The sequence below is a fragment of the Streptomyces sp. NPDC046308 genome (assembly GCF_055588065.1).
Genome location: NZ_JBVJFB010000001.1, coordinates 948,629 through 967,482, shown reverse-complemented (window position 1 = coordinate 967,482; position 18,854 = coordinate 948,629). Strand labels below are relative to the sequence as shown.

At 72.7% G+C, this 18,854-nt stretch carries 15 protein-coding genes; 6 read left to right on the top strand and 9 right to left on the bottom strand.

Annotated features, from left to right (window positions below; translation table 11 throughout):
- The first annotated feature begins 195 nt into the window (after positions 1 to 195).
- Both ACZ6JT_RS04325 and ACZ6JT_RS04320 read left to right on the top strand, forming a co-directional pair.
- Entirely contained in the window at positions 196 to 846 is a 651-nt protein-coding gene (locus tag ACZ6JT_RS04325; RefSeq protein ID WP_469207024.1) for a hypothetical protein, read from the top strand.
- Between the two features lie 115 nt (positions 847 to 961).
- A complete protein-coding gene (locus ACZ6JT_RS04320) occupies positions 962 to 1,906 on the top strand; it encodes an endonuclease/exonuclease/phosphatase family protein (protein WP_469207022.1) in 945 nt (314 codons plus the stop codon).
- A gap of 26 nt (positions 1,907 to 1,932) precedes the next feature.
- On the opposite strand, the gene ACZ6JT_RS04315 is transcribed toward ACZ6JT_RS04320, so the two are convergent.
- The 4 genes from ACZ6JT_RS04315 to ACZ6JT_RS04300 are packed head-to-tail and all read right to left on the bottom strand — an operon-like array spanning position 1,933 to position 10,218.
- Positions 1,933 to 4,341: an excinuclease ABC subunit UvrA gene (locus tag ACZ6JT_RS04315; RefSeq protein ID WP_469207020.1), complete on the bottom strand. Its 2,409-nt coding sequence runs from the start codon at positions 4,339 to 4,341 to the stop codon at positions 1,933 to 1,935.
- Between the two features lie 38 nt (positions 4,342 to 4,379).
- Complete coding sequence (locus ACZ6JT_RS04310; protein ID WP_469207018.1) at positions 4,380 to 5,183, bottom strand: hypothetical protein; 804 nt, start codon at positions 5,181 to 5,183, stop codon at positions 4,380 to 4,382.
- The gene (locus tag ACZ6JT_RS04305; RefSeq protein ID WP_469207016.1) at positions 5,180 to 9,190 is read right to left on the bottom strand and encodes a P-loop domain-containing protein; all 4,011 of its coding nucleotides are present in this window, start codon (positions 9,188 to 9,190) and stop codon (positions 5,180 to 5,182) included. The genes ACZ6JT_RS04310 and ACZ6JT_RS04305 overlap by 4 nt, the downstream gene beginning before the upstream one ends.
- 5 nt (positions 9,191 to 9,195) lie before the next feature.
- Positions 9,196 to 10,218 (bottom strand): MsnO8 family LLM class oxidoreductase, encoded by a 1,023-nt coding sequence (locus ACZ6JT_RS04300; protein WP_469207014.1) that lies wholly within the window; start codon positions 10,216 to 10,218, stop codon positions 9,196 to 9,198.
- 93 nt (positions 10,219 to 10,311) lie between these two features.
- Here ACZ6JT_RS04300 and ACZ6JT_RS04295 point away from each other — a divergent pair, with 93 nt between their 5' ends.
- Complete coding sequence (locus tag ACZ6JT_RS04295; protein WP_469207012.1) at positions 10,312 to 10,806, top strand: phosphatase domain-containing protein; 495 nt, start codon at positions 10,312 to 10,314, stop codon at positions 10,804 to 10,806.
- 47 nt (positions 10,807 to 10,853) lie between these two features.
- Here ACZ6JT_RS04295 and ACZ6JT_RS04290 read toward each other — a convergent pair whose 3' ends face one another.
- Positions 10,854 to 11,069, bottom strand: a complete 216-nt coding sequence (locus ACZ6JT_RS04290; RefSeq protein ID WP_030663252.1) for a dodecin — start codon at positions 11,067 to 11,069, stop codon at positions 10,854 to 10,856.
- A 165-nt stretch (positions 11,070 to 11,234) separates the two neighbouring features.
- Between ACZ6JT_RS04290 and ACZ6JT_RS04285 the strand changes: the two genes are divergently transcribed.
- From ACZ6JT_RS04285 to ACZ6JT_RS04275, 3 genes are all read left to right on the top strand, one after another.
- Positions 11,235 to 12,497: an extracellular solute-binding protein gene (locus ACZ6JT_RS04285; RefSeq protein WP_469207010.1), complete on the top strand. Its 1,263-nt coding sequence runs from the start codon at positions 11,235 to 11,237 to the stop codon at positions 12,495 to 12,497.
- A 211-nt stretch (positions 12,498 to 12,708) separates the two neighbouring features.
- Positions 12,709 to 13,566: a GNAT family N-acetyltransferase gene (locus ACZ6JT_RS04280; RefSeq protein ID WP_469207008.1), complete on the top strand. Its 858-nt coding sequence runs from the start codon at positions 12,709 to 12,711 to the stop codon at positions 13,564 to 13,566.
- Positions 13,563 to 14,501, top strand: coding sequence for a lysophospholipid acyltransferase family protein (locus tag ACZ6JT_RS04275; RefSeq protein ID WP_469207006.1), 939 nt, complete (start codon positions 13,563 to 13,565; stop codon positions 14,499 to 14,501). Before ACZ6JT_RS04280 ends, ACZ6JT_RS04275 begins: the two co-directional genes overlap by 4 nt.
- Here the strand turns inward: ACZ6JT_RS04275 and egtD are convergent.
- The 4 genes from egtD to egtA are packed head-to-tail and all read right to left on the bottom strand — an operon-like array spanning position 14,384 to position 18,763.
- On the bottom strand, positions 14,384 to 15,358 hold the full coding sequence (egtD, locus tag ACZ6JT_RS04270) for an L-histidine N(alpha)-methyltransferase (RefSeq protein ID WP_469207004.1): 975 nt from the start codon (positions 15,356 to 15,358) through the stop codon (positions 14,384 to 14,386). The two genes, ACZ6JT_RS04275 and egtD, sit on opposite strands and share 118 nt — an antisense overlap.
- Positions 15,355 to 16,113 carry an ergothioneine biosynthesis protein EgtC gene (gene egtC / locus ACZ6JT_RS04265; RefSeq protein ID WP_469207002.1) on the bottom strand — a complete coding sequence of 253 codons (759 nt, stop codon included), beginning with the start codon at positions 16,111 to 16,113 and terminating at the stop codon, positions 15,355 to 15,357. Before egtC ends, egtD begins: the two co-directional genes overlap by 4 nt.
- Positions 16,113 to 17,423 (bottom strand): ergothioneine biosynthesis protein EgtB, encoded by a 1,311-nt coding sequence (egtB, locus tag ACZ6JT_RS04260; RefSeq protein ID WP_469206999.1) that lies wholly within the window; start codon positions 17,421 to 17,423, stop codon positions 16,113 to 16,115. Before egtB ends, egtC begins: the two co-directional genes overlap by 1 nt.
- Complete coding sequence (gene egtA, locus ACZ6JT_RS04255; protein ID WP_469206997.1) at positions 17,420 to 18,763, bottom strand: ergothioneine biosynthesis glutamate--cysteine ligase EgtA; 1,344 nt, start codon at positions 18,761 to 18,763, stop codon at positions 17,420 to 17,422. Before egtA ends, egtB begins: the two co-directional genes overlap by 4 nt.
- Positions 18,764 to 18,854: the final 91 nt, after the last annotated feature.

Below are 18,854 nucleotides of genomic sequence, written 5' to 3'. Positions count from 1 at the left end.
CCGGACGGGCCGTACGTCCGTCCTGATCGGCACCCCGGTCCGCCGGCGGGGCGCCCGGACGGGCCGTACGCCGCGCCCGGCCTTGCAGGGCGGCGGGGGCGCCGGGCGTCCGGCCCTGCGCCGATCGGCTGACCGGGCGCGGCCCACCCCGCGCCGCACCCCGCAGGCGCCCGGGCCATGGGGGACAGTGACCCCATGCCAGAAGCCCCCACCGGGTACGGACCGCGCCGCCGAGCCGTACTGGCCGCCGCCCTCGCCCCGCTGACCGCGGCCGGCTGCTCCGGCGGGGAAGAACCCCGCACCCCCGCCCCCGGCCCGCAGGCCGGACCCAAGGACGCCCTGATCATGGTGATCCGGCACGCGGAGAAGCCGTACGCCGGTGACTCCGGCTGGGACGAGGAGGGCGAGGACGACCCCGGCTCGCTGGCCGGCCGCGGCTGGCGCCGCGCCGAACAGCTCCCGCGCCTCTTCCCGCCCGCCAAGGGCTCCTCGCTGCCCCGGCCCGCCGCCGTCTTCGCGGCCGGCGGCAAGGACGGCGCCCCCGCGCGATGCAGGCAGACCGTCGCGGCGCTGGCGACCGCGCTGCGCACCCCCGTCCGCAGGGAGTTCGCCCTCGGCGCCGAAACGGCCCTCGTCCGGGCGGCGTTGGCCGCTCCCATGCCCGTACTCGTCTGCTGGGAGCACACCGGCGTCCCCCGCCTGATCCGGGCCCTCGGCGCCCACCAGGTCCGCGGCGTCCCCGCGACCTGGCCCGACCGGTACGACCTCGTCTGGATGTTCACCCGCCGCCAGGGCCGGTGGAGCTTCCGCGAACTGCCGCAGCACCTGCTGCCGGGGGACGCGTAGTCCCACGGGTGTACTTGTCGCCGGGTCGTCGGCACGGGTATCGGGTGGGGAAGCATCCGCCGTGTGCTCAGCCGGTGTTGGGGTAGCGGTGGGGTGCGCGGGAAGCATCACGGATGTGCGCCGAACCCCTGCCGCCCTGGCCGTCCTCGTCGTCACCCTCGCCGCCGCCTTCTGCCTCCTCCTCGCGCCCGGACCGACCGCGGCCGCGGCCGCTGCCGCGGCCACCGAGACCGGTCTTGCCGGCACGGTCCGGCTGACCGGCTACAACATCTGCGGCAACATGTGCTCCGGCCCCCCGTACGACGCGGAGCGCCGGCTCGCCCAAGTGGCCGCCGAGGCCGACCCCGGGGGCTGGGGCGCCGACCAGCTCTTCCTCCAGGAGGTGTGCGAGCACCAGTACCACGCGCTCCTCGACCGCCTCGGCGCGCTCGGCTACGCCGGGTTCTACTCCTCCACCCTGCCCGCCGGAAACCCGGCCATCTGTGAGGGCCACGCCTACGGCAACGCCGTCCTCGTCCGCGGCCCGATCTCGGACACGGCCGACCTCGACCTGACGGTCGGCGGGGAACGCGAACCGATCACCGTGCCCTGCGCCCTCGCCTCCCTGGCGGACCGGCCCACCTGGTCCTGCTCGGTCCACCTCTACTGGGACGACGGCACCCTCGCCGTCCCCGAAGCCGACCGGCTGGCCGAGCAGGCCCGCCGGTGGCTGGACGACGGATTCGCCGTCGTCCTCGGCGGGGACTTCAACCACTCCCCGCGCTCCGCCACGCTGTCCCGCTTCTACCTGCCGGAGCGAGGGGACGGCGCCCACGGGGACTTCACCGAGGCCGACGAGAGCGACCAGGAGTTCTTCGACCCCGCCGTCTGCCCGCCCACCGCCACCTCCGCGTGCCGATCGGGCGAGACGACCTTCGGCGCGAAGAAGCTCGACTACCTCTTCTTCAGCGCCCCGCACTTCCGGGCCGCGAGCGCCGACGCCCTCCCCCTCGACACGGCGGTCTCGGACCACAACCGGCTGCGCGTCTCGGCCACCGCCGACCAGACCCCGTACACCTAGTGCTGTGACCGGCAAGGTTCACCGCACTAGGTCCTGTCCGGGCCGCTGCCGAGTGCCCGTGCCAGGTAGGCCGCCGTGCGGCCCCCGCCCGCCGCCGCCACCTGCGCCGGGGTGCCCTCCGCGACGACCCGGCCGCCCGCCGTGCCGCCGCCCGGACCCATGTCGATCACCCAGTCGGCGCCCGCCACCACCTCCATGTCGTGCTCCACGACCACCACCGAGTGCCCGGCGTCCACCAGCCCGTGCAACTGCCGCAGCAGCACCCTCACATCGGCCGGGTGCAGCCCCGTCGTCGGCTCGTCCAGCAGGTACAGCGTGTGGTCCCGGCGCAGCCGCTGCAACTCCGTGGCCAGCTTGATCCGCTGCGCCTCGCCGCCCGACAGCTCGGTGGCCGGCTGCCCCAGCCGCAGGTAGCCCAGCCCGATGTCCTCCAGCGCGCGCAGACTCCGCGCCACCGCCGGGACCTGCGCGAAGAACCCGGACGCGGACTCCACCGTCAGCGCGAGCACCTCCGCGATGTTCAGGCCCGCGTAGCGGACCTCCAGGGTCTCGGCGTTGTACCGCGCGCCGGCGCACTCGGGGCACGGGGCGTACGTACTCGGCAGGAACAGCAGCTCCACCGAGACGAAGCCCTCGCCCTGGCAGGTCTCGCACCGGCCGCCCGCCACGTTGAAGGAGAACCGGCCCGCCTTCCAGCCTCGGGCCTTGGCATCCGGCGCCGCCGTGAAGAGCCGCCGCACCACGTCGAACAGGCCCGTGTATGTGGCCAGGTTGGACCGCGGGGTCCGGCCGATCGGCTTCTGGTCCACCTCCACGAGCCGCCGTACGGGAAAGTCCGGATCCGTGAGCCGCTCGCCGACCTCCCGGGCCAGCGCCTGCCCCACCAGCGTGGACTTCCCCGAACCCGACACCCCGGTCACGGCCGTGAACACCCCCAGCGGGAAACGCGCGTCCAGACCCCGCAGGTTGTGCCGGTCCACCCCGGTCAGCCGCACCGCACCGGTCTCCGCACGCACCGGCCGGGACACCCCGGCCGGTTCCCGCGCGGCGAACAGGTGCCGGGCCGTCGCCGACCCCGCCACACCCTCCAGAGCCGCGGGCGGCCCGCTGTGGAGGACCTGCCCGCCGTGCTCCCCGGCCATCGGACCCACGTCCACCAGCCAGTCCGCGTGCCGCACCACGTCCAGCTGGTGCTCCACGACGAAAAGGGTGTTCCCCGCCTCCTTCAGCCGGTCCAGTACGCCGAGCAGCGCCTCGGTGTCGGCCGGGTGCAGCCCCGCCGACGGCTCGTCCAGCACGTACACCACCCCGAACAGCCCCGACCGCAGCTGCGTCGCCAGCCGCAGCCGCTGCAGCTCGCCCGCGGAGAGGCTCGGCGCGGTCCGGTCCAGGCTCAGATACCCCAGCCCCAGCTCCGTGACCGGCCCGATCCGGGAACGCAGGTCCTCGGCCAGCACCCGGGCGGCCTCCCCGTCCAGGTCGGCGGCGGCGAGTACGCCGTCCAGGTCGGTCAGCGGCATCGCGGCCAGCTCCGCGATGCCGTACCCCGCGAAGGTCACGGCCAGCGCCTCCGGACGCAGCCGCCGCCCCTCGCACACCGGACACGGCGAATCGGCGAGGAACCGCTCGGCGCGCGCCCGCAGCGTCTCGCTCCTGCTGTCGGCGAAGGTCCGCATGACGTAGCGCTGCGCGCTCATGTACGTGCCCTGGTACGGCCGTTGGATCCGATCGGCCTCCCGCACCGGGTGCACGGTCACCACCGGCTGCTCCTCGGTGAAGAGGATCCACTCGCGGTCCTTCGCGGGCAGCTCCCGCCACGGCCGGTCCACGTCGTGACCGAGCGTCTCCAGGATGTCCCGCAGGTTCTTGCCCTGCCACGCGCCGGGCCAGGCGGCGATGGCGCCCTGACGGATCGACAGATCTGGTTCAGGGACGAGGAGTTGCTCGCTGGTGCGGTGGATCCGGCCGAGCCCGTGGCACGAAGGGCAGGCGCCCGAAGCGGTGTTGGGCGAGAAGGCATCGGAGTCCAGCCGTGGCGCGCCCGGGGGGTAGGTGCCGGCCCGGGAGTACAGCATCCGCAGGGAGTTGGACAGCAGGGTCACCGTGCCCACGGAGGAGCGGGAGCCGGGGGAGGAGCGGCGCTGCTCCAGCGACACGGCCGGCGGCAGCCCGGTGACGGAGTCCACCTTCGGGGCGCCGATCTGGTGGATGAGCCGGCGGGCGTACGGGGCCACCGACTCGAAGTACCGGCGCTGCGCCTCGGCGTAGAGCGTGCCGAAGGCGAGCGAGCTCTTGCCGGACCCGGACACCCCGGTGAACACGGTCAGCGCGTCGCGCGGGATGTCCACGTCGACGCCCCGCAGATTGTGCTCCCGCGCGCCCCGGACCCGTACGAAGGGGTCGCGAGGGGCCTGGAGATCGGTGAACTGGTGCATTCGCCCCAGTTTAGGGCCTCACCAGCTGTACGGCGGCGTCAGTGCCGGACGGACGTGATGGCCTCGGCCACCGCCGGATGCCTCAGGTAGTCGAGCACACTGTGCGGCCACAGGGGAGCGATGCTGATCTCCGGCCGCTCCTCCACCCCGTCGAACACCCGGGCCAGCTCACCCTTCGGGACGGCCACGAAATCCCCGACGTCGGCGATGTCGGCCCACTGCCGCACCCCCGGGGGCCGGGCACCCCGGCCCTCCAGCGGACCGGGATCGAGACGGTGGAACACCGCGTTCGGCAGCGCCAGCGGGGAGCCCAGCGTCAGCAGGAGCCGTACGTCGAGTTCGCCCGCCAGGTCGTGCAGGGCCTCGTAGGCGACCACGCTGCCCAGCGAATGCGCGACGACGACGTCCGGCCGGTGCCGGATCAGCGCGGCCCGGACCCGCTCGCGCACGGGGTCGCGGCCGGCGGCGAAGTACCGCGCCACCTCGGGGAAGAACAGCCTGACGCTCTTCTCCACCACGGCGGGGCTCTGCCTGGTCCGCTCGGCGACCTGCCCGCAGATCCACCGCAGCCACCCGGTGGCCCGGCCCTGCGCCCCACTGGGGTCGACACCCCAGACCCTCGCCCACTGCTCGACCAGCGCCAGCTCGTCGTCGGCCGGCTCCGCGCTCTGCTGCTCGCTGCGCAGCAGGTCGGCGTAGTAGGCCGTCTCCAGATCGAGCCCGGAGGCGGTGGGACCGATCGCGGCGAGCCAGTCGGCTCGCAGCCGGGCACTGCCGAGGAGGGGCGCGGTGTCGGCGGCCTTGTAGTTGCGGACGCCGTGGATACCGAGGACGCGGATCATGCGGGGGTCTCCTGTGCGTGCGTGCCGTCGCAGCCGTAGACGGCGACGGCTCCGTCGATGGTGACGAACAGCTTCTCGGGCCCGGCGAAGCCGAAGGCACCCGGTCGTCCGGGCAGCGGAATCCGCTGGACGAGGCGCAGGTCGTGTACGGCCCAGACCTTGATCACGTGCGTACCGGAGAGGTCTTCCTCCAGCACGAGCGCGAACAGCAGGCTGTCAGGGGAGAAGGCGACGGGAGCGGAGAGCACCGGAACCCCGCCCATCCGCAAGGATTCTGCCGGCGGGGGTGGGAGCGAGCCGGTGCGGACAAGTGCGAGGGCCTCGCCGTACGTGGTGGCGGCAAGTAACTGGCTGTCGGGGGAGAAGGCGAGCCAACCGCCGTCCTTCAGAGGCATGTCCAACGAAACCGTGCGTCCCGTCGCCGGGTCACGGAGTTCGAGACAGGACGTCGTATCGTTGAGGAGCGCGATCAAGCGGCCGTCCGGTGAGCAGGTGGCGGACTGCGAGTCGAACTGCGTCAACTGGGGGACGCCGCCACCTTGTGTGAAGGTGTTCCACAGGCGGATGCCACCGCGGCCGTCACCGCTGACCAGCGTCGACGGGGCAGAGGGGTGGAACATCACAGAGTGGATGCGCGCACCGTTGGTGGCGAGACGGTCGACTGTGCGCCCCGAACTCACCTCGATCACGTCGAGTGAGTCCCAGGTGCCGACAGCCATGAGGGATCCGTCCACCGAGAACGCCAGGTCGCCCGGGATCGGATCCTCGTGCTCCACTCTGCGGATGCATTCGAGCGTCTCGCTGCACCACAGCGTTACTCCGCTGCGGTCGAGTGCACCGAGAAGGCGGCCATCGGCCGAGAAAGCGATCGCCGTAGCGTTGTTCGCGTCCGGAGATGCGTGGTGCCAGTCCGCCGTCCGCCACACAGAGAGTCCGCCGCTACCGGCTGCCGCGAGCAGCAGCCCATCAGGGCTGAACCGTGCGCTTCGGGTGTTCTCGCTGTTTGCGAGAAGTGCCCTCTCCACTGGGCACTCGCCGGCCACGTCCCAGACGGCAGCATCGGTCTCCCCGCCTCCGACCACGAGGAGGCTGCTGTCGGGGGAAAAGGCCAGGGTCTGGATGTCTCTGGTCCTGATGAGCCATGGTTCGTCGAGAAGAGCACGCTTCTGTACGTCCCAGAACCGGACGTTGCCTTTTCGGCCGCTCGTTCCAAAAGCCAGGAGTCGCCCATCCGGGGAGAAGGAGACACTGGTGACCCAATGGTCCGGACCGCCGAACAGGGGAACGGTCACCTGCAAGGTGTCCGTGTCCATGACCCGAACGCCGGAGTGTGTGCCGGCTGCCAGAAGGGTTCCGTCCGGCGAGAACGCGACACTGCGCACCATCAACCCAGCAGACTCGATGAAGCGGGCGCTGGAATCCACTCGGCCGCCCTCTGCCCAGAGCAAGGAATGGGTCTCCTCCGGCTGGAAGGCAACGTCCCGCGCGATCCGGGAGAACTGCGCGACGAGCTCCGGAAGGCCCAGCCGATGGGCGTCGAAGGCGAACACTGAAGCACGGTCGGACGCTCTCCTGAGTTGTCCGTGCGAGGACCAGGAGGTGCTCAGTAGCCGCACGTACTCTGCGGCCTTCTCGGACTGCGTCATGTCGATCGCCCTGTGGTCCTGGCGCGGATCGAAGCGGATGAGGAAGTACGGATCGGTGAGGAGCGCCTCGGCGTACTCGCAGGAGTCGGCTCCCGCCACGTGCCCGAGGGCGTGCCGCAGCACATACGGCTCCGCGGAGTCCCACCGGTCACCGGGAAGGCACGCGTCCGCGGTGAAGGGGCCGACGACCTCCGACAGCAGCTTCCGCTCCAGGTCCAGGCTCTGGGCGGCGTCCACCGGATCGGGACTGACGGGGTGGTCGCGCAGGTAGTCCGCCAGACCCTGGTGGAAGATCCGGTAGAGCGCCATGTTGCTTTCGGGATCGATCCCGGTCCGGAGGAACGGTGTGGCCTCCCGCAACGTGGCGAGGAACTGCTTGTCGGTGAGGTCGTCGGCACCCAGGGCCGTCAGGCACCGCCGGAGAGTCGTACTCGGCATGCCGTCGCCACGCGACCGCGCGAGCACGGCGAGGACCGCGCGGAGCGAAGGGAACGCCTCGTTGCGGGCCGTGAGGACGGCTTCCATCAGATGCGGCAAGTCGGCCGACGCCGCCCACGTGTACGCCTGGGCGTTGGTCTCCGTCAGCGGGGGGTTGTCCAGGGTCACCAGATAGTGGACGTAGAGACCCGCGATCAGGAACGGCCCCCACAGACTGTCCGGCCGCAGATTGCGGACGATGCGCTGCGCGCCGTGCTTCGCCAGGTAGTCGACGAATTCCGCGGGTGGGCCGTAGGAGTAGGGCTTGCTGGCCCTGAGTAGCTGCGCGACGTAGCGACGCACGTCGTCCTCGAGCGTGACCGGTTCCGCCGTGTCCAGGTCGATCCGGTCCACAGCGGTCCCGGAGGCCTCAGCGGCGGCGGACCATCCGGCCACCACCTCCCGTCGGCCGCCGAGCAGGATGCGGCACGGTGCGGAAGAGGTGGTGGTGTCCTTCCCGGCGGGAGTGACGAGGCCGGACATCAGGCTCAGCACGGCTCGCGGCTCGGTGCTCTCGTCAACGGCGTCGACCACGATGAGCCGGTGCTTCCCCTCCCGCTTGAGAGCTTCGCGCAGGAGGCGGCCGGTCCAACGAGGGGAATCGGCACTGGCGTCCTCCTGCTCCGGTGCCTCTCCCTCGGGGCCGTCGTCCTCGGGCAGGACGAGGCCCGCCTGGTTCACGATGTTGGCCATGACTTGCTCCGCCGAGCGCTGTCGTGCGTGCACGGCGACGACGTCCGGGATTTCCGGAAGATCGCGTCCGGCGGACTCCCAGAGTGGCCGGACCCGCCGTCTCAGGTCCGGATGGGCGGCGCACACGACGAGGCCGAGCAACCCCGACTTTCCCGCACCGGCCGCGCCCGTGACGGTCAGCAGCGGGCTTTCGCCGTCCAACCAGGTGCGGTAGTGCTCCAGCTCGGCGGCTCGGCCCGAGAAGAAGCCCGTGCTGTGATCAGCGGAGAAGAGGCCGCGACCGGAAGCACGGTCGATGAAGTAGAGGCCGTCGGTGATCGCCTCTCCCGCGGCGATCTGCTCGCCCAGGTCCTCGCCGGGGACGTAGCCCAGCGAGCGGCGCTGTAACTGGAGCTGTTCCGGCGTGCGTTCGAGCGTGCGGGGGTTCGGCAGGAACGGCCACTCCGTGTCGCCCTGTTCCACGCTGAAGCCGAGGGACACACGTCGCCAAGTGCTGTCCGTTCTGACCTGGGTGAGCAATTCCCGCACGAACCAGGTGAATTCGATGGCCTCGACGCCCGGGGCGAAGTCCCCGTAGCAGAGCTTGTCCAGAGCGGCGGCGATCCATCCGCTGAAGCGGCCACGTTCCGTCGGCGAGCTGCTGACCGACGCGCCGAGCGTCCACACGCCGCGCTCGCCGTCGAGCTCGTTGATCCGCTGCCGTCCCGTCGCGGTGCCCGCCGAGCAGGTGTCGACGAGGAAGACGACTCGGCGCTGGTCTCCGCTCCGTTCGGCCTCCTGCTGCGCCTTCTCGATCCAGCGGTCGACGTCGACGTCCCGGTCGTCGTGCGCCACGAGGGAGAGCCTGTCGCTGCGATCGGGCCGGCCGTGCCCGATCAGATGGACGATGAGTGTGCCCGCCGAGCCGCGCTCATCGAGGATCCACCTCCGCAACAGGGCGTCGATCTCGCCCTCGGAACGGTCCAGGGAGGTCACCCCTGTCGCTTCGAACTCCTTGAACGCTCGCTGTACTTCCTCGACCCGCGAGCGCACGAAACCGAGGTCCTCCAGCTCGGAGCCCTCGGCGAAGCTTCCGACCCCGATCGACAGCACCATGAGGCCGGGTGCGCCCCGGCCTTTCGTCGTCCCGCTCAACGCGCCCCTCGCACAGTTCGGTTGACCTCGCGCCACCACCGCGAACGGCACGCTCACCGACGCTACCCGATCCCCGGGCTTCCCACCGCAGGGTCCTGGAGGCCCGCGATGCCGGCCAGGCGGGCGTACGAGTCCAGGAGGGCCGTGCGGTCGTACGTGGAGGTCGTGACCAGGAGTTCGTCCGCGCCGGTCAGGGCGGCGACCTCGGACAGCTGGGCGGCGACCTGGTCCTCGGTGCCGTGGATGTGGCCGGCGAGGGCGGCCTCGTACAGTTCCCGCTCCTTCGGGGTCATCTCCAGTGCCTCGATCTCCTCCGCCGGGCGCAGGGGCGGGAAGCTGCCCCGGGTGCGGGAGTACGCGACGGACCAGGCCTCCGGGAGCAGGATGCGGCGGGCTTCCTCCGCCGTGGCGGCGACCGCCACCGTTCCGGAGACGACCACGTACGGCTCCGCGCCCCGGGCGGAGGGCCGGAACTGCTTGCGGTACGCCTCCACGATCTCGCTCACCCGGCCGCGGGACCGCAGGTCGCCCACCACCAGCGGCAGCCCGGCCCGGGCGGCGATCCCGGCGCCCTCGCCGGTCGCCAGGACGTACGCCGGTATGCGCAGGCCCTCGGTGGGGCGGGCGTGCACTTCGGGGTGCGCCTGCTGGGTGCCGTCGAGCCAGCCCAGCAGCTCGGCCAGCTGCTCCTCGAAGCGGTCGGCGTCCCCGGTGTCCCGGCCCAGCGCGCGCCGGATCCCGTTGGTGAAGCCGACCGAGCGGCCGAGCCCCATGTCGATCCGACCGGGGAACAGCGACTCCAGCACCCCGAACTGCTCGGCGACCACCAGCGGCTGGTGGTTGGGCAGCATCACCCCGCCCGTGCCGACCCGGATGCGGTGCGTCGCGCCGGCGACGGCCGCGGCCAGTACGACCGGCGCCGAACCGGCTACCCCGGGCACGCTGTGGTGCTCGGACACCCAGAAGCGGTGGTAGCCGAGTTCCTCGGCCGTCCGGGCCAGCCCCACGGTGTCGCGCAGGGCCTGCGGGGCCGGGTGACCCTCGCGGGTGCGGGACCGGTCGAGTATCGAGATTCTTCGGATCACACAGGTGTCAACGTCCGGGGGCCGACAGGATTCCCCCCGCCCCTGCTCTGGCGGGGCGGCGCCCGTGTCCGTGCCCGGCTCTAGGCTGGCCGGATGAGCGAGAAGAGCACCTCTCGGCCGCTGGCCGTCTTCGACATCGACAACACGCTGGCGGACACCGGCCATCGCCAGCACTTCCTGGAGCGGCGCCCTCGTGACTGGACCGGCTTCTTCGGTGCGGCACCCGCCGATCCGCCGCTCACGCGCGGGGTGGCGCTCGCGGTGGAGAGCGCCGCCGACTGCGAGGTGGTGTACCTCACCGGGCGCCCCGAGCGGTGCCGCCCCGACACGCTCGACTGGCTCGCCCGCCACGGGCTGCCCGAGGGACGGCTGTGGATGCGCGGGAACCAGGACCGGCGGCCGGCCCGTACGACCAAGCTGGAGGTGCTGGGCCGGATCGCGCGCGGCCGGGTGGTGCGCATGCTCGTGGACGACGACGAGCTCGTCTGCCGGGCGGCCCGGGCCGCCGGTTTCCGGGTGGTGCAGGCCGACTGGGCGGCGGAGGCGCCGGAGCTCGAATCCGCGCAGGAGGTCGAGGGCCGGACCTGACCCGCGGCCGGCGGGCCGGCCCGGCCCGCCGAGGCGCCCGCCGGGGCTCAGTCCTCGCCCTCGAGGCGGAAGCCGACCTTGAGGCCCACCTGGTAGTGGGCGATCTCCCCGTTCTCGATGTGGCCGCGTACCTGGACCACCTCGAACCAGTCCAGGTTGCGCACGGTCTGGCCCGCCCGGGCGATCCCGTTGCGGATGGCCTGATCGATGCCCTCGTGGGAGGTGCCGACGATCTCGGTCACCCGGTACGTGTGATTGGACATGGGGTCTCCCGACAGTGGGTGGCTTTTGCCTGGTTCTACGGTGCCCCAGTAAGTCCGGCTCCGCGAACTTTGCGCGAACAATCCGGAGCGAAAGGCCCTTGACCGGCCCATTGGTCTATGCCAATTTCGAGCCATCTGAGATCGAGCCCCCAGAAGGTGACCCTCTTGAAGATGCGCTTGCCCGCCCTGTGCACCGCCCTCGCGGCCGCGGTCGCCCTCACGGGCTGCAGCCGGCTGACCGAATCGGCTTCAGGACCGCAGAAGGTGACGCTCTGGCTGATGAAGGGCAGCGCCTCGGAGGACTTCATCGGAAAGTTCACCGCGTCGTTCGAGCAGGAACACCCCGGCGTCGACCTGGACGTCAGGATCCAGGAGTGGACGGGGATCGGCGACAAGGTGAACGCCGTGCTCGACGGCACGAGCAAGGAGAGCGCCGACGTCATCGAGGTCGGCAACACCCAGGTCGCCCAGTACATCGAGAAGGGCGGACTCTCCGAGCTCACCCTCGAAGGCCTGCGCGAGTGGGGCAGCAAGGACTGGCTCAAGGGCCTCGCCGAACCGGGCAGCGTCAACGGCGCCCAGTACGGCGTGCCCTGGTACGCCGCCAACCGGGTGGTCATCTACCAGAAGGACCTCTTCGCGAACGCCGGCATCAAGACCCCGCCCAAGAACCGCCAGGAATGGATCCAGGCCACCCAGAAGCTCGACAAGGGCGACCAGCAGGGCATCTACCTCGCGGGCCAGAACTGGTACGTCCTCGCCGGCTTCGTCTGGGACGAGGGCGGTGAGCTCGCCATCGAGACCGGCGGAAGGTGGGTCGGCACCCTCGACGACGAGAAGGCCCTGGTCGGCATGGACTTCTACCGGCAGCTCCAGGCCCTCGGCGACGGCCCCAAGGACGCCGACGAGGAGACGCCGCCGCAGTCGCAGGTCTTCGCGCGCGGCCAGGTCGCGCAGATCATCGCCCCGCCCGGCCAGGCCGCCGAGATCGAGGCGGCCAACCCCGCCCTGAAGGGCAAGCTGGGCTTCTTCCCGATCCCCGGCAAGACCTCCGACAAGCCGGGCGCCGTCTTCACCGGCGGCTCCGACCTGATCATCCCGGAGCGGACCGGACAGCGGAAGCACGCCGTCGACGTGATCACGGCCCTGGTCAGCGAGAAGTGGCAGACGGAACTCGCCCGCACGATGAGCTACGTACCGAACAAGACCACCCTCGCGCACGTGGTCGAGGGCAACGAGGGCGCCACCAACATGGCCCCCGGCGCGGCCCAGGGGCGGGCCACCCCCACCTCCGCCCGCTGGGCCGAGGTCGAGGCCAAGAACCCGATCAAGCCCTTCATGACGGCCGTCCTCACCGGCCGGGACCCCAGGCAGGCTGCCCGGACGGCCTCCGAGGAGATCGGCAGGGTCCTCAGCTCCGACCGCTGAGCCGGGCCACCGCCGAGCCGCCGCCGGGCCACCGCCACCGCCGGGCCACCACCACCGCCGAGCCCTCCGCCGCGTTCACCGTCAAGTTCAGCGTCCGCACATCCAAGGGCCGCTGAGCGGTCATGTCGAATCCAGCCGGTCACGGAAGAAGTAAAGGAGCCAGGCCACGCACCTGCCGGCCTGGCCCTCCGTGCCCGGATCAGGAGCCGCCATGACCATCGCACCCCTGTCCCCGTCCCCCCTGTCCCCGTCCCCCCTGACGCCCCCCTCCGCCCTCGCCGTCCCCACCGGCCCCACCCCCCTCGCTCCCACCGCGCCCCGGGCCGCCGCGCCGACCGCCGGCCCCCACTACGCCGTACGCCTCGCCCGCGACGAGTCCGAGGTGCGCGCCGCCCAGCGCCTGCGCCACCAGGTCTTCGCCGGGGAGCTCGGCGCCCGCCTGGACGGGCCCGAGCCCGGCCTCGACTCCGACGCCTTCGACGCGTACTGCGACCACCTCCTCGTCATCGAGGAGGAGACCGAGCAGGTCGTCGGCACCTACCGGCTGCTGCCCCCGGAGCGCGCCGCCGTCGCCGGCCGCCTCTACTCCGAGGGTGAATTCGACCTCTCCGCCCTCGCCCCCATCCGCCCCGACCTGGTCGAGGTCGGCCGTTCCTGCGTCCACCCCGACCACCGCAACGGCGCCGTCATCGCCCTCATCTGGGCCGGCCTCGCCCACTACATGGACCGCTCCGGGCACAACTGGCTCGCCGGCTGCTGCTCGATACCGCTCGCCGACGGCGGGGTCCTGGCCGCCGCCACCCGCGAGGCCGCCCTGACCCGCAGCCGCGCCCCCGAGGAGTACCGGGTCACTCCGCACCTCCCCTGGAACCCCGAGGGCGTCACCTTCCCCGACCGCATGGAGCTGCCCCCGCTGCTGCGCGGATACCTGCGCCTCGGCGCCTGGGTCTGCGGCGAACCCGCCCTCGACGCCGAGTTCGGCTGCGCCGACCTGTACGTGCTGCTCTCGCTGCGCCGCACGAACCCGCGCTACCTGAAGCACTTCCGCTCGCTCGTCCCGGGCGCATGAGCGTCTGGCTCCCCACCTCGCCCTGCACCCCCGAGGCCTGTGCGGGCCACGAGGGGGGCACCGCGAGCGTTCCGCGGGCGGTGCTCCGGCTCATCGCCGCCGTCGCCCTGATCCTGCTGGCGATCCTGGGCTCCCCGCCGCTGCGGCTGCTGCCGGCCGGCCCCCGGCACACACTGGTCCGGGCCTGGTCGACCGCGCTGGTAAGGGCCTTCGGCATACGGATCACCGTGCACGGCAGCCCCGGCCCGGACGGCGGCCGCCTCCTCGTCCCCAACCACGTCTCCTGGCTGGACGTCCCGCTCGTCGCCGCCGCCGTGCCCTGCCGGATGCTGGCCAAGAGCGACATCCGCGCCTGGCCGGTCCTCGGCCGCCTCGCCGGGCGCGCCGGGACCCTCTTCATCGAGCGCGACAAGATCCGCGCCCTGCCCGCCACCGTCGGCTCCATCACCGGCGCGCTGCTCGCCGGCGACCGCGTCACCGTCTTCCCCGAGGGATCCACGTGGTGCGGCCGCGCCCAGGGGACCTTCCGCCGGGCCGCCTTCCAGTCGGCGCTGGACGCCCGGGTCCCCGTACAGCCGGTACGGCTCGCCTACCTCCACTGGGACGGGACCCCGGCCGGGGCGCCCGCCTTCGTCGGGGACGACCCGCTGACCGCCTCGCTGTGGCGGATCGCCCGGGCCCGCGGCGTACGGGCCGAGGTCAGGCTGCTGCCGCGGATCCCGCCGGGCCGGTACGCGCACCGGCGGGACCTCGCGGCAGCAGCTCAGCAGGCCGTGCTCGGAGCCTCAGCCCGAACCCCGCTCCCCGGCCTGCCGACTCAGCCGGCCGCGCCGTCGGCGACCGACAAGGACAGCGCGAACCGGCCCGCCGCGTCCGTCCACCACTGGGTCAGCTCCAGCCCCGCCGCCGCCAGCTCCTTGCGCACGCCCTCCTGACGGAACTTCGCCGAGACCTCCGTGAGGATCTCCTCGCCCGCCGCGAACGGCACCACGAGATCCAGCGCCCGGATCTTCACCACCAGCTCCGCCCGGGCGCGCAGCCTCATCTCGATCCACTCCTGCTCCTTGTTCCACACCGCCACGTGCGCGAAGTCGGCGGTGTGGAAGTCGGCGTCCAGCTCCCGGTTGACGACCGCCAGCACGTTCTTGTTGAACTCGGCCGTCACCCCCCGCGAGTCGTCGTACGCCGCCACCAGCACGGCCTCGTCCTTGACCAGGTCCGTCCCCATCAGCAGCGCGTCCCCGGGCGACAGCATCGCCCGCACCGACGCCAGGAACACCGCGCGCTCCGGCGGCAGCAGGTTGCCGATCGTGCCGCCCAGGAACACCACCAACCGGGGCCCGGGGGAGTCGGGCAGCCGCAGTGCGCGCGTGAAGTCGGCCAGCAGCGCGTGCACCCGCAGCCCCGGGTGCTCCGCGAGCAGCGTCTCGGCCGCCCCCCGCAAGGCGCTCTCGCTCACGTCCACCGGTACGTAGGTGTCCAGCGCGGGCATCGCCTCGATCAGGTGCCGGGTCTTCTCCGAGGAGCCCGAGCCCAGCTCCACCAAGGTGCGGGCGCCGCTCTCGGAGGCGATCTCCCGGGCCCGCTCCAGCAGGATCTCCCGCTCCGCGCGGGTCGGGTAGTACTCGGGCAACCGGGTGATCTCCTCGAAGAGCTCACTGCCCCGCGCGTCGTAGAACCACTTGGGCGGCAGCACCTTCGGGAAGTGCGTGAGCCCGTGCAGCACGTCCGAGCGCAGCGCGGTCTCCGCCGCGTGCTCGTCGAGGGTCCGGGTCAACTGGAAGTCGGTCACGGCGAGTTCTCCTTGAGCGGGGTCAGTTCGACCCGCGTGCGGGTGGCGGTCAGGAGGGTCCGGTCGGGCACTTCGCACCACCGGGGGTCGTCGTCGTACGGCTCGGAGGCCACCACGGTGCGCCGGGCGCCCGGGTCGGCCAGGTACCAGAGCGAATCCCCCCATGCCGTGGCGGCGATGGCGACGCCGTCGGTCACCAGCAGGTTCAGCCGGGAGCCGGGAGCCGCCGTGGCCAGCTCCCGGACCGGCTCGGCCAGCGCCGTGCCCAGGTCGTCCCCGGCCCGCAGCCGGTGCAGGACCAGCGCCCAGACCAGCGCCGAATCCGTGCGCGCGGCCAGCCGGAGCAGCTCCTCGGGTGGCAGCCCGGCCGCGAGCGGGGCCGCCGCGTCCGGCCAGCCGCGAATCGCACCGTTGTGGCTGAACAGCCACGGCCCGTCCGAGAACGGCGCGGCCGCCGCCTCCCCGTCGGCCCCGGGCAGCGTGGAGTCCCGTACGGCGGCCAGTACGGCCCCGCTGCGCACCACCCGGGTCAGGTCGGCGAAGGTCAGGTCGGACCAGACGGGCCCGGACCGCCGGTAGCGGGCGGGCACCGGGTCGTCCTGCGCGTACCAGCCGATGCCGAAGCCGTCGGCGTTGACCGTGCCGGAGCGCTGCCGGCGCGGCTGCCAGGACTGGCGCACCAGTGAGTGCTCGGGCTCGCTCAGCAGCCGCCGCAGCTCCACCACCGGTCCCAGATAAGCAATATGACGGCACATCAGACATCCCTCGCGGTCCGGAAGCCGGAGAAGATCTGCCGGCGCACCGGAAGGTCCCAGTTGCGGAAGGTGCCCCGGCAGGCCACCGGGTCCACCGCGAAGGAACCGCCCCGCAGCACCTTGTGCTCCGGGCCGAAGAACACCTCCGAGTACTCCCGGTAGGGGAACGCCCGGAACCCGGGGTAGGGCAGGAAGTCGGACGCGGTCCACTCCCACACGTCGCCGATCAGCTGGCGCACCCCGAGCGGGGAGGCCCCGGCCGGGTAGCTGCCCGCACGCGCCGGGCGCAGGTGGCGCTGCCCCAGATTGGCCAGGGCCGGGGTCGGGTCCGCGTCGCCCCACGGGTAGCGGGCCGAGCGGCCGGTGACCGGATCGAAGCGGGCCGCCTTCTCCCACTCCGTCTCCGTCGGCAGCCGCCGCCCCGCCCAGCGGGCGTAGGCGTCCGCCTCGTACCAGCTGACGTGCAGCACCGGCTCGTCCTCGGGCACCGGCTCGGTCACCCCGAAGCGGCGGCGCAGCCACTGGCCCGCCTCGCGGTGCCAGAACAGCGGGGCCTCTATGGAGTGTTCGCGGATCTGCTGCCAGCCCGCCGCCGCCCACCAGCGGGGCTCGCGGTAGCCGCCGTCCGCGATGAAGGCCAGGTAGGCGGCGTTGGTCACCGGTACCGTGTCGATCCAGAAGGACGGGACGTCCCGGACGTGGGCGGGCCGCTCGTTGTCCAGCGACCACGGCTCGGCGGAGGTTCCCATGGTGAAGGGGCCTCCGGGGACCAGGACTTCGGCGGCGAGCGGGGGTTCGTACGGGGCGTCCGGATCCGGAGCGGTCAGCACGGGCGCTCCCCGCCGCAGCTGATGGGTGATCAGCATCGTTTCGTCGTGCTGCTGTTCGTGCTGAGCGATCATCCCGAAGGCGAAGCCGTCGTCGAGGAGCGCACTGCCCTCCAGTGGGGTGCGCTCCAGCAGGTCGAAGACCCGGCCGCGGACCTCGGCCGCGTACCGGCGGGCCTCCTCGGGCCCGAGCAGCGGCAGCTTGGGCCGCTCGGCGCGGGGATGCTCGAAGGCGTCGTAGAGCGGGTTGATCTCGGGGCGCATGGACTCGCGGCCGGCGACGTTGCGCAGCAGCCAGAGCTCCTCCTGGTTCCCGATGTGCGCGAGGTCCCAGACGAGCGGGGACATCAGCGGCGAGTGCTGGGCGGTCAGGTCCGCGTCGCTCACGGCGTCGGTGAGCCCGGCGGTCCGCACGCGCGCGGCGGTCAGGGCGGCGGCCGCCCGCTCCCGCAGGGCTTCCCGGGACGGGTATGAGGTGGTCACCGGCGGGCCTCCTTCCCGGTGAGCAGGGGGGACGGATCGTCGGCCGGACAGCGGCCGCGCAGCACGAAACGCTCGGTGAACGCCGCGACCGTCTCCTGGACGTGCTCGCTCGCGCCCAGCCGGGGCAGGGCCTCGGCCGCGGCCAGGAAACAGGCCGTCGCGGCGGTCCGCAGCTCCGGATCGGCCAGACCGTGCCGGGCGGCGGATCGCCACAGCGGATTGCGGGGTGAGGGTCGCGGGCCGTGCGCGTCGGACAGCGCCTTCGTCGCGCGGTACGCCGTCTCGGCCGCCTCCGGATCGTCGAACAGCGCGTGCACGACCGCCAGCGGGACCAGCCAGCCGTCGTCGCCGGGTTGCGCGTCGATCATCCGCAGCTCGAGGTGGCCGCGCGGCCGCACCGGCGGGAACAGCGTGGTCAGGTGGTACTCCAGGTCCTCGACGGTGGGCGCCCGCAGCACGGGGCGGCCCGCGGGACCGGCGCGCTCCGGCCGCTCGGCGTCGCCGGCCGTACGCAGCCAGTCGCGGAAGGTCGTGCCGCGCGGGATCTCCCACGGTTCGCCCTCGTAGGAGCGGACGCACATCACCTCGGTGTCCAGCGCCTGCCGCGTCCACGCGGCCCGCGGCTCGGCCTCCAGCGGCGGCGCGAGGGCGCGCCGGCTGTCGATGTCGATCCACACGCCCTGACGGGCGCAGCGCCAGCCGGCGTACGGGCCCTCGTCCGCGGGGGAGTTGGCGAACGCGGCCACCAGGACCGCGCCCAGCAGGTGCGCGAGGCGCCAGCGCCGACCGTGACCGAGCACGCCCGGCTCCTCGTACCCGGCGTCCACGCAGACCTGCACGGAGGCGGAGGCGCACATCATGACGCGCCCGGCCGGGCCGGTACGGTCGAAGTAGGCCTCCATCGCGTCGTAGCGCGGGCTGTTCAGCAGCCGCCGGTACGGGAGGCGCGGATCGCGGCCGAGGCCGCGCAGGATTAGTCCGCGGGCTTCCAGGGCGGCGCGGACGGCCGTGAGGTCGGCCTGCAGGCCGTCCACGCATCCACTGAGGGAGGCGGCGGGGGCCGAGCTGAGTTCGAGCTGGCCGCCGGGTTCGACGGTCAGCCGCGAGTTCAGGGGCAGCGCGCGGGCGGCGGCGTGCGCGGCCCTCAGCCGCTCGGCGGGCAGGGGCTGTTCGGGCCGTTCGGCATCCAGGACCAGCCATTCGAGCTCCGCGCCGACGAGGCGGGGCGGGCCGGTCTTGAAACAGATGCCGTGGATCAGCTCCTCCGCCTGGGTCTCGCTCAGGGAGGCGGTGGGGGGTGGGGCGGTCGCGGGTGGGGGAGTGGGTGAGTCCTGGGGCATACCGGGTCCTCGTCTCCTGTGGTCGGCCGTGACATCACCCGTGCCTACCCCTTCCTGGGGCACAAATTCCTTTGCCGCCGGTGGCCGGGAT

What these genes read in the sequence shown, in the direction of transcription:
- egtC (WP_469207002.1), bottom strand. Translation starts at nt 16,113, where the DNA reads ATGTGCCGTCATATTGCTTATCTGGGACCGGTGGTGGAGCTGCGGCGG.
- ACZ6JT_RS04275 (WP_469207006.1), top strand. Translation starts at nt 13,563, where the DNA reads ATGAGCGTCTGGCTCCCCACCTCGCCCTGCACCCCCGAGGCCTGTGCG.
- ACZ6JT_RS04310 (WP_469207018.1), bottom strand. Translation starts at nt 5,183, where the DNA reads ATGATCCGCGTCCTCGGTATCCACGGCGTCCGCAACTACAAGGCCGCC.
- ACZ6JT_RS04315 (WP_469207020.1), bottom strand. Translation starts at nt 4,341, where the DNA reads ATGCACCAGTTCACCGATCTCCAGGCCCCTCGCGACCCCTTCGTACGG.
- ACZ6JT_RS04295 (WP_469207012.1), top strand. Translation starts at nt 10,312, where the DNA reads ATGAGCGAGAAGAGCACCTCTCGGCCGCTGGCCGTCTTCGACATCGAC.
- ACZ6JT_RS04280 (WP_469207008.1), top strand. Translation starts at nt 12,709, where the DNA reads ATGACCATCGCACCCCTGTCCCCGTCCCCCCTGTCCCCGTCCCCCCTG.
- egtA (WP_469206997.1), bottom strand. Translation starts at nt 18,763, where the DNA reads ATGCCCCAGGACTCACCCACTCCCCCACCCGCGACCGCCCCACCCCCC.
- ACZ6JT_RS04290 (WP_030663252.1), bottom strand. Translation starts at nt 11,069, where the DNA reads ATGTCCAATCACACGTACCGGGTGACCGAGATCGTCGGCACCTCCCAC.
- ACZ6JT_RS04325 (WP_469207024.1), top strand. Translation starts at nt 196, where the DNA reads ATGCCAGAAGCCCCCACCGGGTACGGACCGCGCCGCCGAGCCGTACTG.